Below are 15,130 nucleotides of genomic sequence, written 5' to 3'. Positions count from 1 at the left end.
ACGCCTCACCCACCACCCGCAGATCACCCGCGTCCTCGAGCATCTCCCGGATACCACGCCGAACGATCTCGTGATCATCCAGGAGGAACACCCGCACATCGCTCATGATCAAAACCATACGCGCGGACGACGCCGCGCAGGTGACGCGCTTGGTCGGTCGGCGTCGGTCGGTACGGACCGCGCGGCCGGGACCTTAGTCCCGACCGGCGGCTGATGGCTGACGGTAGGACCCACCCTCCCGCCGACCGCCCAACACTCGGCCGGGCGGCCGGGCCAGTCGGGCGGTCGGACGGCGGATGCGTGGCTGTTCGGGTCGCTGACGCGCGGAGGCGTCAGCGGGTGACGGGCCGCGCTGGCCAGGTGGACGTCTCGTGGCTGGTCATCCAGGCGATGTCGTCGGACCGGACACCGAGCCGGCTGGCGATCTCGGTCACGTCCGTGCCCTCGCGCAGCGCCGCGCGCAGGGCGTCCGCCCGCAGCTGGCGCAGCTGCGTGGGCCGTGGATGGTTGCGCCAGATCAGCTCGTTCGCGTGGGCTGCCCGGTCCACGGAATCCTCGATAGAAGCAATTTCTTCGCAGGTCGGCACAGGCCCATGGTGGACGGAACAAGCCCGGACGACAACAGGGAGATGGCTAGATTCGGGCCACTACCTGGCTAAGAGCCGGGCACTTTGGTGGCGGTGGCGCCGGGAACCGGGCCGGCGAGGCCGTGGCGCAGGAGACTCGCCAACTCGGCGTAGGCGTCCGCGTCCGACAGGCCGGTGGCGGCGGTGATGTCGCCGCGCTGGATCGCCGACATCACCGTCGTCGCCGCCTGGCCGACGAAGGCCGCGTCGACCCCGCGGAACACCCCGGCCTCGACACCCGCGGCCACCAGCTCGCGGATCCGGCGGGCGGCGATGCGGGTGTTGCGCTCGTACTCGGCGCGGGTCGCCGGGTTCGCCGCCAGGTCACGGCGAAACGCCGACGAGGCGGGCCGGAGCTCGCGGGCGACGCCGCCCAGGTAGGCGCCCACGGTCTCGGCGGGGCTCGCCGCGGCCACGGCGGCGACGTCGTTCTCGATCCGCTCGGCAGCGGCGCGGAAGAAATGCCGGGCGACCGCCACCGCGAGCTGCTCCTTGCTGTGCGCGAGCGCGTAGAGCGTGCTCTTCGAACAGCGCAGCCGGGCGGCCAGGTCCGCCAGGGTGAACTGGGCGAACCCCTCCGTCAGGAAGATCCCCAGCAGGGCGTCGAACAGGTCCGCCTGCCGCGACGTCCGCGCCGGAGCCATGCCTGGTGTGGACATCGGCGCCGGGTCAGCGGCCAGGTCGTCCACGCCGGGAGCCGGCCGCGCGCTCATGACCGGAAGACTGTCGTCGGCGGCGACATGGCCGCGGCCGCCGCCGGACCGGCGGCGCGGCGCGGCCAGGCGGCACGAATCTCCGGAGCTTTCCCGCGTGGCCACATCCTGTCCACGTTACGGGGATCGCGGCCGCGCGCCCGCCCGACAGGCCGCGGGCCGGGCGCCCCCCCGCCGGGCGCACGCTGCACAGGCCTCCGGTCAGGGGCCAGACAGCTGGGGGGCGATCACGAGGAGCTCGGCGGCGAGGGCGTCGTCGCCGAAGATCTCGGCGTCCAGGCGGGCCGGATGCACGCGGTCCGCGACCAACAGGCAGAACTCGACGGTGTCGAGGGTCAGCTCGGCCTCGGGCCGGTCAGCCGTGGGCAGGTCGGCGGCGCCCTCGCCGCCGACCTGGACCAGCCAGGAGCCGCCACCCGGGCCCGTGAGCGTCAGGCGCACGGTGCCGGCGGGGGCGGTGGCCGCGCGCGGAGGCAGGGTGCTCAGAAGCCTGGCCGCGAGGTCCGCCATCGCGCCGAGGCTGTCGACGGGCGGTGCGGGTACCCGCATGCCCACCGCGGCGGCGATGTCGCGGGCGTGTACCCAGGTCTCGAAAGCTCGGGCGGTCAGCTGGTCCGCGACCGGCAGCCGGACACCGTCGACCTCGACGTGGCGCGAGGCGAGTTCCGGCTCGGCGTTCAGCCTCGCCGCGATCGCCTCGACGTCGTGGCGCCACAGCGCCTGGACGCGCTCGCGCGGCCAGCCGGTGACCCAGGCGAGCAGCCGCTCGGTGTGGCCGACCAGGCCCACGGCCGAGCCAGGCGGGGGTTCGACCGCGACGCCGAGGGCCGTCGCGAGCAGGGCGTTGCCGGCGGCGAGGTGCGCGACCAGGTCGCCCACCCGCCAGGTCAGCACGGGGCTGGGCCCGCGCAGCGCGTCATCGCCCACCTCGGCCAGCACCGACTCGAGGATGCCGGCCGCGGCGGCGAAGGGAGCGGCGAACGCGGGCACCCGCGGTGCCGGGCGCCGACGCGCGCGGGCCGGCGCCCGCAGCCGGGCCGGCACGGGGGCATCGGGAAGCTCGCCGACGTCGCCCAGGGCGAGCAACAGGTCGTCGACCTCCCGCCACTCGGCCTCAGCCGTGATCGAGGCCAAGGCGTCCGCGCACGTCGGGCAGGCGGAGGTGTGCCCGGCGATCAACCGGGCCTCGTCGGCGCCGCACAGGTCCATCGCCTGTTCGGCGAGAAACGCGCTCAGGCGCCCCTCGGGCAGGTGCGCGTCACCCATGGTCATTCGCCGATGCCTTCCGCGGCGAGAGTTCGGGCGATACGCGCGAGGGCGTTTCGCATTCGCGATTTCGCGGTGCCTTCCGGTATTCCGAGCTCGGCCGCCACCTCGCGGTAGGTCATTTCCCGATAGAACGCCAGTTCAACCGCGGTCCGTAGGGTGTCGGGCAGATCGCGCACGATTAGGCGAACCCGGCAGGACGTGTCGGCCGCCTCGATGGTCTCGTCCACGCCTGGCAGTTCGAACGGGCCGTGAAGCTCCGGTGCGGCCAGGCGGCGGCGCCGCTCCTCACCGCGCACCCAGTCGACGGACCGCCGGTGCGCCAGCATCGCCAGCCACGTTCGCAGTCCGGCACGATGGGGGTCATACGCCAGCGGATGTTCCCAGAAATAGCCGAAGACGTCCTGGGCTATGTCATTCGCGGCGTCCCGGTCCCGGGTCACCCGATACGCGAGCGCGTGCACCAGGATTCCGAACAATGCGTAGATCTCGTCCAGCGCGCGCTCGTCGCCGGCGACCAGCCGGCCGTGCAGCTCCGTGTCCCGCTGCGTGAGCCCCACCACCGGGTGCGCGTTGTCGCCCGTCACAGCATGTCCACCCCCCAGCCGGCGGGAGGTCATCGTAGCGCATGGTCCAAGGTTGTCCGGCCCGCTCCACGCGGTGAAAGAAGGCCACGTCGGAATGGAATCCACACCGCCCAACACCGGCGTCGAGAAGGAGACCGTCACCGGGCAGATGCCCCGTAGCCACCCCTGCTGATCTCGCCGTTGCTCATGCGCGGCCTCCGCTCACGGTCCCCGCCTCGCGACGTGCGCGCGGGGTCACCGCACATTCGCGCGCCCGTCGCGGGYGGATCACCGGTCGGAGTATGACGTGGACCACGTGTATGACGTGGACCACGTCATGGTCATGGTGTTCGCGTGTGCCGGCGCAGCTCCCAGAGGTTGCCGGCCGGGTCGGCGCAGAACGTCACCGCCAGATCGCCCCGGCCGCCGGACCGGTAGGCGACGCCGGCGGCGTCGAGCCGGCGTTCGACGTCCTCGTCGACCTCGATGGCCGTGTGGGCCCGCGCCGCGGGCCGGTGGTCGGGATCGATGCTCAGGTGGATCTGGCTGCCGTCGTCCGCCTCGTACCACCGGGCGACGTCGGCGAGGTCGGGCGGTACATCCATCTTCCGGTAGCCGAGGACGTCGACGAGAAACGCGCCCTCGGCGTCGTCCAGGCCCGGCGGAACACCGAGGTTGGCGTGGTGGAACCGTGGCATGGGTAGTGGACCCCGCGATCTCAGAAGAGTCAGAAGACGCCTGTGACGGAGACTCAGAAGACGCCGATGCCGGCCGCCTCGTTGCGCCTGCGCCACTCATGCCGGGACATCCGGGTCACGTCGACGTCCCCCGCCTGCCCGCGCAGCGCGCCGACGGTCGCCTGCTCCTTGGGAGTGTGGGCGAACGGGTCCCAGCCGAAGAAGCGGCATGCGTTCCGCCAGGTGATCTTGTCAATCTCCGGGTCGGTGCAGCCAGCGTCCTGGAACTCCTTCCAGGCGAACTCGGGCGACGTGGGCCAGGTCGTGTCGGTGTGCGGGTAGTCGCACTCCCAGGCGATGGTGTCGATGCCGATCCGGTCGCGCAGCGCGAGCCCGGAGGGGTCGGTGATGTAGCAGGCCAGGATGTGCTCGCGGAACACCTCCGACGGGAGCCGGCCGCCGAAGTCGCTGTGCAGCCACGCCTGGTTCTGGACGTGCCGGTCGGCCCGGTCGAAGTAGAACGGGATCCAGCCGATGCCACCCTCGGACAGGGCGACCTTGAGATCCGGGAAGCGCCGCAGCGTGGGGCCGAACAACAGGTCCTGCGCGATGATCGCCGAGATCTGGCAGGTCAGGATGATGAGATGGTCGACGGGGGCCTCGTCCGGCTTCTTGATCAGGCTGAAGCCGGCGCCGATGTGCAGCGAGAGCACCATGTTCTCTTCGCACAGCGCCCGCAGCATCGGGTCCCAGTGACCCGACAGGAAGCTCGGGAAGCCCCAGGCGTGCGGCGCCTCCAGGAAGCTGATGGACCGGCAGCCCTTCCGCGCGATGCGGCGGATCTCCTTCACGGCCAGGTCGACGTCCCACATCGGGACGATGCCCAGCGGGATGAACCGGCCGGGGTAGGTGCCGCACCACTCGTCGATGACCCAGTCGTTGTAGGCCTGGAGCATCACGAGCGCGATGTCCTTGTCACGCGACTCGGTGAAGGTCCTGGCGTTCCAGCCGGCCATGGTCGGGAAGCACATCGACGCCAGCACGCCGTTCGCGTTCATGTCCCGCACCCGCTCGTGCACGTCGAAGCAGCCCGGGCGCAGCTCCGAGTAGGWCCCCGGGTTGAATCCCCATTCCTCGCTTGGCCAGCCCACGGTGGCGGCCATGCCGAAGTTCGTCGAGGTCCCCTCACCCTGGAAGACCCACTGGTCCAATCCCTGCTCGTTGCGGATGACCTTCGGAGCCTCGTCCCGCCACTTGGCCGGGACGTGCTTCTCGTACATGTCGGGCGGCTCGATCATGTGGTCGTCGATGCTCACCAGAATCATGTCGTCCATGCGCATGGGACCGCTCCTCTCACTGTGGCTGGCATTCACCGTGGCTGGCGTCCGGAAGGGTGAGAAAGGTCGAAGGGTGCGGAGGGTGCGGAGGCGGGCGGGCGTCAGGCCGCGGGCAGGTCGACCAGGACCTYGATCCGCCGGCCGGCCCGCAGGTCCAGCAGCGCGGCACGAAGATCGTCGAGATCGACGTGCTCGACCCACCCCGCCGTCGGGTACGCACCGCCCGCGATCAGGTCGATCACCCGCCGAAACACCCCCGGGGCGTATCCCAGCGACCCGGTGAGCTCGATCTCGCCACGGGCCAGCACCCAGGCCGGAAAGCTCACCTCCCGGTCGGAGAACGCGACCCCGACGTAGCGCCCCCGCGCGCGCAGCACGGCCAGCGCGAGCGCGAACGTCCCGGGCGCACCGGCGCAGTCGACGACCGCGTCGAGGCCGCGCCCCTTCGTCCGGCCGCGCACCTCGTCGGTGACGTCGACGGCGCCCGGATCGAGGACCTGCGCGACGCCGAGCGCCGCCACGGCCGCGCGGCGAGCCGCCACCGGCTCGACGACCAGGATGTCGTCCACGCCGACGGCGCGCAGGCCGAGAACGGCACCGACCCCGATCGGTCCCGCGCCGAGCACGAGGGCGGACCCACCCGCCTGGGCTCCGGAGCGGAGCACACCGTTGAAGGCGACCGACATCGGTTCCACGAGCGCGGCGTCCGCCAGGGACATCGAGTCGGGAATCGCGTGCACCATCGCCCGGGGAACGACGGTGAACTGGGCCAGGCCGCCCCCGTGTGAGCACAACCCGTGTGTCATCACCTGGCGGCACAGCTGCGGCAGCCCGGCCTGGCAACGGTCGCAGTCACCGCAGGAGTACAGCGGTTCCACGCACACCTGGTCGCCGGCCGCGACGTCCGTGACGCCCTCGCCGACGGCGGTGACCGTTCCGGCGAACTCGTGACCCGGGATCTGGGGCAGAACCCCGCCGGTGAGCGGGTGCGGCGTGGTCGTGCAGGCCCGCGGCCCGGAGAAGTACTCGTGCAGGTCCGTGCCGCACAGCCCGTTGTGAGCCACGGCGATCTTCACCTCGCCGGCGGCCGGCTCGGGCTCGGGAATCTCCTCGATCCGCACGTCCTCGTTGGCGTGTAACCGTGCCGCGATCATGAAGCGTCCACCGCGACGGAGGGCGTGGGCCGGTGTCGTAAGTCCGCGGCTCCGCGGTCGTCTCCCATTGCTCACTCCTCTTCCGTGACGTTGCCGGACACCTCGTCGATCAGGGCCTGTACCCGGTCTCTGGCCAGTCGGGCGGCCTCGCGCGGGACCATGGCCTCCGTGGCGGGCGAGATGACCTCCGGCCCCAGCGAGCCGAGCGCGCCGATCCGGTCGAGTGCCCGGAACAGCCGGAGAAGGTCGAAGCAGCCGTCGCCGGGCAGCAGCCGGTGGAAGGTGTCCTGGGCGATGGTCCCCCGCGGCTCGGCTCCCCCGTCGGACACCTGCACGGTGAAGATCCGCCCGCTCGGGAGCGCCTCGAGCGCGGCGTAGTCGGGGTTGCCGCGGAAGAAGTGCCAGGTGTCGAGGACCAGGCCGCCGTTCGCGCGGTCRGCACCCGCCACGACGGCCGCGGCGGCCGGCAGGTCGCTGATCGCCATCATCGCGAGGAACTCCAGCTGGACGCGGGTGCCGACGTCGGCCGCACGGTCACACAGCCGGCCGAACGACGCGGCGACCTGCGCTGGCGGCAGTTCGCAGGCCGGCCGGGAGAACACCGTCAGCGACTCGGCCGGGAGCGCCTCGCACATGCGCAGCACCTCGTCGGCGGTGAAGGCGACGGACCGGGCGGCCGGTATCGGCTCGCCTTCGTACCAGTTCATGAACCCGTCAAGGACGATGCCCAGGCCGGCGTCGCGCAGCCGCAGGCCCAGATCCTCGGGTTTGGTGCCCGCCTCCTCGGCCAGCGCCACGTCGAGCGGGCTAATCGACAGGCGGTGGAACCCGCCGGCGACGGCGGCGTCGATCCGCCGCTCGAGCGGACTGTTCAGGCCGAGCGTTCCCGACCACAGCACCCAGTCGGTGCCGTCCGGCGCCTCACGCATCCCGTGTCCTCTACGTCGCGTACGTCGCGTTCCTCTACGTCGAGAGTCGAGCCAGGCTGTCGGCGACCCGGCTGGCAGACCGGCCGCTCCGCTGGATATGTCTCGCCGTCCGGCCGAGCGCGTCCGCCCCACGCGCATCGGCACTCTACGCCCGGCACGACACCGAGTGCCACTCTTGATATCAGGCCGCGATTATGGCACCGGGTATACTGCGATCATGACGGCTCAGGTGGCGACGGCGCTCCCCCTACGCGAGCGCACCCGCCGGGCGGTGCGCGCCGAGCTGCTCGCCGTCGCCATGGACCTGTTCGCCAGCAAGGGCTACGACGCGACGACGGTCGACGAGATCGCGGCCGCCGCCGGTATTTCCCGCCGCAGCTTCTTCCGCTACTTCGCGTCGAAGGAGGACGTCGTTCTCGGCGATCTGGACAGCGTCGGCGGAACACTCGTAGACGCCCTGGCGGCCCGGCCCGCGGACGAGGATGCCTGGACCGCGCTGCGCCGCGCCTTCGACGTCCTGCTGGCCTACCCCGCCCGCGACCCGCGAGACGCCCTCGCGTTCCGTCAGCTGGTCGACGGCAATCCCGACCTGCGGGCCCGGCACCTGGAGAAGCAGTGCAGGTGGCATGACCGGCTCATCCCGCTCGTCGCGCCCCGCCTCGCCCCTGCCCGCTCCGGCACGGACGTCGACACGCTGGCCACAGCGGTAGTGGGCGCCGCGCTCGCCTGCCTGGAGGCGGCGAACGGCGCCTGGAAGAGGAACAACGGCCAGGCTCCCCTGGACCGGATCCTCGACGACGCCATGCGCGCCGTCCATCCCGGCGCCTTCTGACCGCCCCCTTCTGACCGTCCCCTTCGGACTGCCGACCGTCGAGAAACGCGGCGCCGCCATACTCATACGGGTGAGATTCCGCGCGACCGTCGAGCTGCATGGCAACACGGCGACGGGCATCGAGGTGCCCGCGGACGTCGTCACCGAGCTGAACAGCGGCAAGCGGCCCAAGGTCACCGTGACGATCGGGCCGCACACCTACCGGACCACGGTCGCGCCCATGGGCGGCCGGTATCTCATACCGCTCTCCGCCGAGAACCGGAGCGCGGCCGGGGTGTCCGCCGGGGACGAGGTCGACGTGGAACTGGCACTCGACGCCGCCCCACGGGTCGTCGAGGTTCCCGACGACCTCGCGGCCGCGATCGCGGGCGCGCCCGCCGCGCAGGCGACCTTCGACCAGCTCGCCTTCTCGCACCGCAAGGAATGGGTCCGGTGGGTGACCGAGGCCAAGAAGCCCGAGACCCGCCAGACCCGCATCACCAAGACCGTCGAGGCCCTGAGCGCCGGGCGCCGCAACCGCTGAGGCGACCCGCTGTCCGGACGTCGCCAGTGTCGACGGACGTCGGATGCGGCTCGCGCGGCCCCGTTCAGGTCCTGTGATCGGGGCGGACTCACTCCGAATCGGCGCTGTACGTCGCACGGTCGCTGATCGCCGCTTCTGCCCGCCGGTGGTTGCCCGCAGAGCCAGATCGTGACCACCGGCGGGCACAAGCGGCGATCAGGTCCCTGTTGGCAGCGGCCCGGTCACCGGTCCGCGCGGGTTCGGTCAATCGCCGCAGCAAAATGGCGAGCTCAGCGGTGGGCTGCGCAGTTGTCACAGAGGGTCTTGGTCCAGGCGCGTTGACGGGGTTCGCCTGGATCGCCGCAGGCCTCACAGATCCTGGCTGACTCCTGCTCGGCGGCGTGGACGAGGGCGATCGCCGCGTCGTCCTCCGCCTTGTAGCGTGCCGACTGATCGGGGTCGGGCCAGTCGGTGTTCCCCATGTTCAGGTGGCGCAGCATGCCGGTGTAGAGCTGGACACGCAGGGTGCCGTACTTCTCCTTGACCTGCTGGACGCTGTAGGTGGGGCTGACGGCCAGCAACTGCTCGTGCAGGTGTCTCAGTAACGGATGCCAGCCGCGGCCCACAAAGTCGAGGTGATCGGGAATCTGCTCCGGCATGCCCACATGATCGTATACATCCGGGTAGGTGTCATCTTCTCGACCTGCGGCCGCGYGACTGGCACAAGGCCGGTGTCTGGCAGCGGCCGCGCGAGGTGCTGCTGGCCGAGTGGAACGCTGCGGGCCGGCTTGGCTCATCGCCGGCCGGCAGCCTCGCGCCTGGCTCACCCGCAGATAGACGTAGCAGTCAGCCCGCAGCGAGACGGCGAACAAATAGTGAATCGCGGCGCACGCCAGGGGCCGGCTGGCCGAGAGTCATCACCGCGATCACCTGCTCCGGTCGGCGCGGTGCGCCGCGCCGACCGGTCGCTGATCGCCGGTCGCTGATCGCTGATCGCTGATCGCGGTTTCCGCCCTCCGGTGGCTGTCCGCGGGACCGGATCACAGCCACCGGAGGGCGGAAACGATGATTAAGCCCCGGTCGGCGGCGGCCCCGTCACAGGAACCGCACAGATTCGGTCAATCGCCGCGGCGAAACGGCGAACCACATCCCGAATGGCGGTCTGGATCGCATCGGGCGGCACCATCGGCAGCCGCCGATGGTGCCGCCGCCGACAGAGTTCACCTCGATTGGCCGGACGAGCGCCGTGGGCCAGCGTCGGCTTGGCTGAACCGTTCAGCCGCTTTCATGATCACTTCTTGTGTAGCGGGGCTGCCCGTATGTCCGGACTCGGCGATGACCTTCAGTTCCGCGTCGGGCCACGCCGTGGCGAGGTCCCAGGCGGTCTTGAGCGGGCTGGCGAGGTCGAGCCGGCCGTGGACCAACACCGCCGGGATGCCGGCCAGCCGGTGGGCGTCGCGTAGCAGCTGGCCGTCCTCGAGCCAGGCGTCGTGGGCGAAGTAGTGCGTACAGATGCGGACGAACGCCAGGAGCGCATCGTCGGGTTTGCTGCCGTACTGGCCCGGGGCTCCGAGCGTCTCGTGGGCGATGACGGCGTCTTCCCATGCACACCAGGACCGCGCCGCGTTCATCCGGACCGCCGGGTCCGGGCTGTTGCACAGTCGGTTGTAGGCGGCGACGAGATCGCCATCCCGGTACGCCGTCGGCAAGGCATCGCGGAAGGCTTCCCACTCGGCGGGCAGGAAACGGCCCACACCGCGGTAGAGCCAGTCGATCTCCTCGGGCCTGGTCATGGTGACGCCGACAAGGATGACCTCCGAGACCCGGTCGGGGTGACGCTCGGCATAGGCGATGATCAGCGTCGAGCCCCACGAGCCGCCATAGAGGAGCCACCGCTCGATGCCAAGGTGCTCGCGCAGCCGCTCCATGTCGGCGATCAGGTACTCGGTGGTGTTGTGCTCCAGGCTGACGGCCGGATCAGCGGCATGGGGCCGGCTCTGGCCACAACCGCGCTGGTCGAACAGGACGATCTGATAGACGTCGGGGTCGAACATCCGGCGACTGCCACGGCGTCCGCCGCTGCCAGGGCCGCCGTGCACCCACAACGCGGGCTTGCCGTCCGGGTCGCCACTGGTCTCCCAGTAGATCTGGTGGCCCTCGCCGACATCGAGAAAGCCATGCGCGTACGGCTCGATGGGCGGGAACAACTCCCTCACCTGTTTCCTCCCTCGCCGGCCCTGACCGCAACCGCGATGTTCACCACGGTGGACCTACCCCGGTCGGCGCGTCGCGGCGCGGCGCGGCGCGGCGCGGCGCGGCGCGGCGCGGCGCGGCGCGGCGCGGCGCGGCGGTCGCTGATCGCCGTTCCTGCCCTCCGATGGCTGTATGCGGGCCCGGATCACGGCCACCGGAGGGCGCAAACAGTGATCAAGTCTCTGTCGACGGCGGCTTGATCACAAGATCCGCACAGATCCGTCCGTCGCCACAGCGAAACGACGAACCGCAAACCAGTCGGCGATGTGGATCTCGCCGGCGCCGGGCCACGTAGCGACCGCACGGACGCCAGGCAGGCAGCGACACCCCGCGGCGCCGATCCCAACCCGCCCCGGCGCTGTTTCCCAGCCTCATCCCACCCCCCGCCTTCGAAGATCGCCAGATGTGTATCCGGATCCGAACTCCGGGCCGTGGCCAGTTCGGATCCGGATACAGAACTGGCGATCAAAGTTGTCGAGCGCGGAGGTCTGGCTGGTTGGCAGGGTGCGGAGCCCAGCGGTCGGCGCCCCGTGGACGTCGCCATCTGGAGACCGGCGGTGTTCGATGTGGCGGAGCGCTGTCATCTGCCATCGGTCATCGACCGCAGCGAAACGGCGAACCGTATACAGAATGGCGACGTGGACTACATCATTGCCGAGTGTGATCGACTGTCTCGTCGCCGCCAACCTCGCCGCCACGCTGCACCTGGGGGGTGACTACCCAGCCGCCCGCACCCCTGGCGCAGCGGGTACTGGCCCGGCGTCGAGAGATCCCCGGACGCCGGCGACAGATCCGTGACGTACCGTGCCGACGTGAGCGTGAGCATGTTGTGGGCGGTCTCCGCCGTTGACGCCCAGGTATTGGACAGGTGGGGCCCCATCTGGACAAGTCTGTTCGACGGATACGCGTCCCGGAAGGACCTGCAGGCGGGTTGGCAGCGCTGGCTCGACCACGGCCAGCCGGACGCGTCGTTCGCCGAGATCTTCTCCGCCGTCACCCACGATTGCTGGCAAGAGCTTTGGACCTTCGCCCACGAATGCACATCGGAAGTGCTCACCGATGTGCAGGTCACCCGTCGACGGCCTGCTCCCGAGGCGTTGTTCTACGCGATCGGACCAGCGCGCGCCCGGTTGCTGCCCGGATTCCTCGGCAACTTCATCCTGACCCCGAGCCAGCTCACGGCAGCGCTACCGGACATTCAGGCGGCGTTTGCCTTCTCCCAGCTGGAGCGCGACCAGGTACTCGGCCGGGTCGAGGAGGCGCTTCTCGACTCCGCGCCATGCGACGTCGATGACGTCCTTGACACGCTTCCTCGGCGCGCCCAATGGGCGGCCGATCACGCGATGGGGCTGGCCAGCATCTGCCAGGCAATCGTGTGACCGGACCAGTGTCGCCGCACCAGATGGGTCTCTTGCCTCAGCCGGCCGAGGCAAGGCGACGGTTCGGGGCAGCTCCAGGATCTTTCCCGTGGATCTTGCGGAGGTGGTCGGCGGCAGATCTCCGGACCCCTACCTCTTGCGGGGTCAACAGCCTCGCTGGATGATCCTTGGCTGGCATGTCGGGCAACCGAGGAGAGGACGGCCGTGGCCGAGTCGGTGAGCCAGTCACCTCGAATCCTGCATGTCTCGTGGGGTGAGATGCGGGTCAAGGGGCTGGCACCGGGTAAGGATTTCAAGCTCTACCCGGGCGGCGGGCGAGACTGGGACTGGTCGGAGACCGGTACCCGGCACGAACCAGGGATCCAGCCGGCCGACGTCGAGGAACTCCTAGCCCATGGTGCGACAACGGTCGTACTGTCGCGCGGCATGGAACTTCGCCTTTTGACGGACCAGGCGACGCTTACGCTGCTGGAGCAGCACGGGGTCGTGGTCCACGTCGCCGAAACCACCGAGGCGGTCGAAATCTACAACCGGCTCGCCGAGGCAGAGCCGGTTGGCGGACTGTTCCACAGCACCTGCTGATCCCGTGCAGTGCCGTTTGGTGAACGATGGCGCATGTCATGCGCTGGCCGATGGCGGATCGGCGGATCGGCGGATCCTTCACCGCGACAGACCCGCTCCGGGCGGCGCGGTGCGCCGCGTCGGTCGCTGATCGCCGTTTCCACCCTCCGGTGGTTGTCCGCGAGACCGGATCACGACCACTGGAAGGCACAGATGGTGATCAAGCCCCTGCCGACGGCGGCCCGGCCGCAAGATCCACGCAGGTCCAGTCAATCGCCACAGCGAAACGGCGAACCACATCGCAAATGGTGGCCCAGGTCACAACCAAGCTGGCCGCCGGACCACCCCGACGCCGACCCCCGCGCCGATCGGACGGTGCTGAGCGTGCTTGATCGCCAGATCTGTAGGGCAATCCGAACTGACGAAGGCTCCGTAGTTCGGATTCGGCTACAGATCTGGCGATCTTCAGCGGCGGCTGGCGGGCGGACGGTGTCCGACGCGGCGCCGGCAGCGCTAGGGGTTGCTTACTTGCCTGCCTGCCTGGCCAGCCCGGCGGCCCTCTGTTTGCGGGTACTGCCATTGGCTAGTCGCCGCAGCGAAACGGCTAACCACATCGCAAATGATGGTCCAGGTCACAGGACGGCCGGCCGCTGGACCACGCTGACGCCCACACCCACCAGACGGCGATGAATGCGCTTGATCGCCAGGTCTGTACGGCAATCCGAATTAGCGAGGGCTCGTGGTTCGGATTCGGCTACAGATCTGGCGATCTTCGGGGGTGGCGGGGCGGGTGGGCAGTGTGACACGGTGCCGGCACCGCTGGGGGCTGCACCTCCCTGCCCACCTGGCCAGCCCGCGGCCCGGCGCAGACCTTCGCCGTGGTCGATCACCGCGGCCATCCGCGGTGGTCACGCCGTGCAGATCTCTATGTGGTCAGTGGTATTGGCTGCGCCACCAGGATTCGTCGCGCCTAGCCGCCTCGAACGCATCGATCATTGCCCACGCATGGGAGACGAACGGCTCAGGAGGACGTACGCCGTGGTCGGCGACGTAGTGTGCCAGTCCCTCGGGCCAGATGTAGGTTCCGTCGCTCAGCTCAAGGGAGCCGTTGTGGCGACCGCAGATCCGGCATGGCGAGAGGCCCATGTAGGCGCGGGCGACGAACCCGCGCCGCAGGTAGTTCCCGACGACGTCCCGCTCGTCGACGTCCCAGCCCACGTCGATGAAATCCTCCGGTGAAGGCCAGCCCTCGGCGCGTTCGCCGGCCCAGTAGCCAATGAGGATCAACGTGGATCGAACCATCGCCGCTTGCCCCACCGCGTCGTTGTTTGCTTGTTCATGCGGGTGGTGCGCGGCGGGGTCGTGGTCGGCGTACGACTGCTCTGCCCTCGGTGAAGCCTCGGAGGTCACCCTTCCGATCTTCGCATCACGTGCCCGCCAGGTGACATCAGGGCGGCCGGCAAGGGGCTCTCGGACGCTTGGCCAGCCATGGCCTCAGCCAATCACCGCAGTAAAACGGCGAACCATAGCGAGATTGGTGACTCAGGTCACACGGCATCCAGACTCCTGGAGCGCCGTTGCCTGAATCCTGGACGGTCGACGAGTCCACCGTGGACCGGTCCGGCCCACGTGGATCGGGCAGCCAGACGCGGACTGTGTCGGTTCAGCCCGTCTGGTGCGCGGCGTTATCCCGCTCCTGATGGAATGATTCAGTCGGGGTCGTTGGCGTAGCACAGCTGGCGGCCTAGGTCGGGGCGACGGGGGGTGGCTGCCGATGAGCGGCTTGTCAGAGCACGAGATCGGGGCGTTCGCGGACGTGTTCCCGGATCCGTTCAGTGCGCGACACGTGCTGGCGACCGCAGGCGTGCCAACTCGCCGGCATCCGTCCTGGACAGCGACCGATGCCTACGGATTCTGGGGCGCGGTGTCGGTCCTGCTGACGAACGGGCTTGTGAAAGACGGTCCCGCACGGTTGTTCGCGGCGGCTTTGGCACTGTTTCCGGCAAACCCCGTGTTCCTTGCGAGTGCCGCCGCCCGGTCGGCTGGCCCGGCCATGCCGACGCTCCCAGGCACGACGCCGTCGCGCCCGGACTCGACCATATCCAGCCCGACAAATCCTGACGTACTCAAGGACCCTGCGGAGCCTTTGCAGCTCGGATTGCGCCTAGCCGAACGACGCCGCACCCTCGGCCACGACCACCCTGATGCCCTCGCCGACGCTCACCTCCTCGCCTACGGGCTCATCGTGTTCGGCGACTACCAGGCGGCGCGAGCCCTGGCCGAAGACACCCTCACCCGACGACGCCACACGCTTGGCCACGACCACCCCGACACC

At 70.0% G+C, this 15,130-nt stretch carries 16 protein-coding genes and 1 pseudogene; 5 read left to right on the top strand and 12 right to left on the bottom strand.

What is annotated here, in order from left to right; translation table 11 throughout:
* The 9 genes and pseudogenes from BCD49_RS45630 to BCD49_RS37800 form a co-directional block, all read right to left on the bottom strand.
* Positions 1-106, bottom strand: a pseudogene (locus tag BCD49_RS45630) (DNA-binding response regulator); the annotation flags it as partial.
* A 226-nt stretch (positions 107-332) separates the two neighbouring features.
* Positions 333-548, bottom strand: a complete 216-nt coding sequence (locus BCD49_RS37835; RefSeq protein ID WP_007511876.1) for a hypothetical protein — start codon at positions 546-548, stop codon at positions 333-335.
* Between the two features lie 107 nt (positions 549-655).
* Positions 656-1,339: a TetR/AcrR family transcriptional regulator gene (locus tag BCD49_RS37830; RefSeq protein WP_007511875.1), complete on the bottom strand. Its 684-nt coding sequence runs from the start codon at positions 1,337-1,339 to the stop codon at positions 656-658.
* Between the two features lie 201 nt (positions 1,340-1,540).
* Positions 1,541-2,611, bottom strand: a complete 1,071-nt coding sequence (locus BCD49_RS37825) for a maleylpyruvate isomerase family mycothiol-dependent enzyme (RefSeq protein WP_007511874.1) — start codon at positions 2,609-2,611, stop codon at positions 1,541-1,543.
* Positions 2,608-3,225, bottom strand: coding sequence for a sigma-70 family RNA polymerase sigma factor (locus tag BCD49_RS37820; RefSeq protein WP_007511873.1), 618 nt, complete (start codon positions 3,223-3,225; stop codon positions 2,608-2,610). The genes BCD49_RS37825 and BCD49_RS37820 overlap by 4 nt, the downstream gene beginning before the upstream one ends.
* Positions 3,226-3,512: 287 nt before the next feature.
* On the bottom strand, positions 3,513-3,869 hold the full coding sequence (locus tag BCD49_RS37815) for a VOC family protein (RefSeq protein WP_007511872.1): 357 nt from the start codon (positions 3,867-3,869) through the stop codon (positions 3,513-3,515).
* Between the two features lie 53 nt (positions 3,870-3,922).
* Positions 3,923-5,188 carry an amidohydrolase family protein gene (locus BCD49_RS37810; RefSeq protein WP_071042475.1) on the bottom strand — a complete coding sequence of 422 codons (1,266 nt, stop codon included), beginning with the start codon at positions 5,186-5,188 and terminating at the stop codon, positions 3,923-3,925.
* A 98-nt stretch (positions 5,189-5,286) separates the two neighbouring features.
* Entirely contained in the window at positions 5,287-6,339 is a 1,053-nt protein-coding gene (locus BCD49_RS37805; protein ID WP_071042474.1) for a 2,3-butanediol dehydrogenase, read from the bottom strand.
* A gap of 71 nt (positions 6,340-6,410) precedes the next feature.
* On the bottom strand, positions 6,411-7,268 hold the full coding sequence (locus tag BCD49_RS37800; protein ID WP_007511869.1) for a sugar phosphate isomerase/epimerase family protein: 858 nt from the start codon (positions 7,266-7,268) through the stop codon (positions 6,411-6,413).
* Positions 7,269-7,485: 217 nt separating this feature from the next.
* Here BCD49_RS37800 and BCD49_RS37795 point away from each other — a divergent pair, with 217 nt between their 5' ends.
* On the top strand, positions 7,486-8,100 hold the full coding sequence (locus BCD49_RS37795) for a TetR/AcrR family transcriptional regulator (protein ID WP_007511868.1): 615 nt from the start codon (positions 7,486-7,488) through the stop codon (positions 8,098-8,100).
* A gap of 70 nt (positions 8,101-8,170) precedes the next feature.
* On the top strand, positions 8,171-8,623 hold the full coding sequence (locus tag BCD49_RS37790; protein ID WP_007511867.1) for a YdeI/OmpD-associated family protein: 453 nt from the start codon (positions 8,171-8,173) through the stop codon (positions 8,621-8,623).
* A gap of 269 nt (positions 8,624-8,892) precedes the next feature.
* Here the strand turns inward: BCD49_RS37790 and BCD49_RS37785 are convergent, their stop codons facing one another.
* Positions 8,893-9,261 carry a TraR/DksA C4-type zinc finger protein gene (locus BCD49_RS37785; protein ID WP_007511866.1) on the bottom strand — a complete coding sequence of 123 codons (369 nt, stop codon included), beginning with the start codon at positions 9,259-9,261 and terminating at the stop codon, positions 8,893-8,895.
* 561 nt (positions 9,262-9,822) lie between these two features.
* The gene (gene pip, locus BCD49_RS37780) at positions 9,823-10,818 is read right to left on the bottom strand and encodes a prolyl aminopeptidase (protein ID WP_007511865.1); all 996 of its coding nucleotides are present in this window, start codon (positions 10,816-10,818) and stop codon (positions 9,823-9,825) included.
* An 849-nt stretch (positions 10,819-11,667) separates the two neighbouring features.
* Between pip and BCD49_RS43325 the strand changes: the two genes are divergently transcribed.
* The gene (locus BCD49_RS43325) at positions 11,668-12,234 is read left to right on the top strand and encodes a hypothetical protein (RefSeq protein ID WP_131803646.1); all 567 of its coding nucleotides are present in this window, start codon (positions 11,668-11,670) and stop codon (positions 12,232-12,234) included.
* A gap of 204 nt (positions 12,235-12,438) precedes the next feature.
* Entirely contained in the window at positions 12,439-12,816 is a 378-nt protein-coding gene (locus BCD49_RS37770) for an Mth938-like domain-containing protein (RefSeq protein WP_007517605.1), read from the top strand.
* Positions 12,817-13,728: 912 nt separating this feature from the next.
* Here the strand turns inward: BCD49_RS37770 and BCD49_RS37765 are convergent.
* The gene (locus BCD49_RS37765) at positions 13,729-14,205 is read right to left on the bottom strand and encodes a hypothetical protein (RefSeq protein WP_198535987.1); all 477 of its coding nucleotides are present in this window, start codon (positions 14,203-14,205) and stop codon (positions 13,729-13,731) included.
* Between the two features lie 364 nt (positions 14,206-14,569).
* Here BCD49_RS37765 and BCD49_RS45625 point away from each other — a divergent pair.
* Positions 14,570-15,130 (top strand): effector-associated domain EAD1-containing protein (locus BCD49_RS45625; RefSeq protein ID WP_241832478.1); only part of this gene is annotated, 561 nt, incomplete at its 3' end.

The sequence above is a fragment of the Pseudofrankia sp. EUN1h genome (assembly GCF_001854645.1).
Taxonomy (GTDB): domain Bacteria; phylum Actinomycetota; class Actinomycetes; order Frankiales; family Frankiaceae; genus Pseudofrankia; species Pseudofrankia saprophytica.
Note: the sequence above shows the minus strand (reverse complement) of the source record. Positions and strands in the feature narration are given on the sequence as shown.

Excerpts from the sequence above, each read along its gene's own strand:
- BCD49_RS37830 (WP_007511875.1), bottom strand. The coding sequence starts at position 1,339 with ATGAGCGCGCGGCCGGCTCCCGGCGTGGACGACCTGGCCGCTGACCCG.
- BCD49_RS37815 (WP_007511872.1), bottom strand. The coding sequence starts at position 3,869 with ATGCCACGGTTCCACCACGCCAACCTCGGTGTTCCGCCGGGCCTGGAC.
- BCD49_RS37820 (WP_007511873.1), bottom strand. The coding sequence starts at position 3,225 with ATGACCTCCCGCCGGCTGGGGGGTGGACATGCTGTGACGGGCGACAAC.
- BCD49_RS37795 (WP_007511868.1), top strand. The coding sequence starts at position 7,486 with ATGACGGCTCAGGTGGCGACGGCGCTCCCCCTACGCGAGCGCACCCGC.
- BCD49_RS37785 (WP_007511866.1), bottom strand. The coding sequence starts at position 9,261 with ATGCCGGAGCAGATTCCCGATCACCTCGACTTTGTGGGCCGCGGCTGG.
- BCD49_RS37825 (WP_007511874.1), bottom strand. The coding sequence starts at position 2,611 with ATGACCATGGGTGACGCGCACCTGCCCGAGGGGCGCCTGAGCGCGTTT.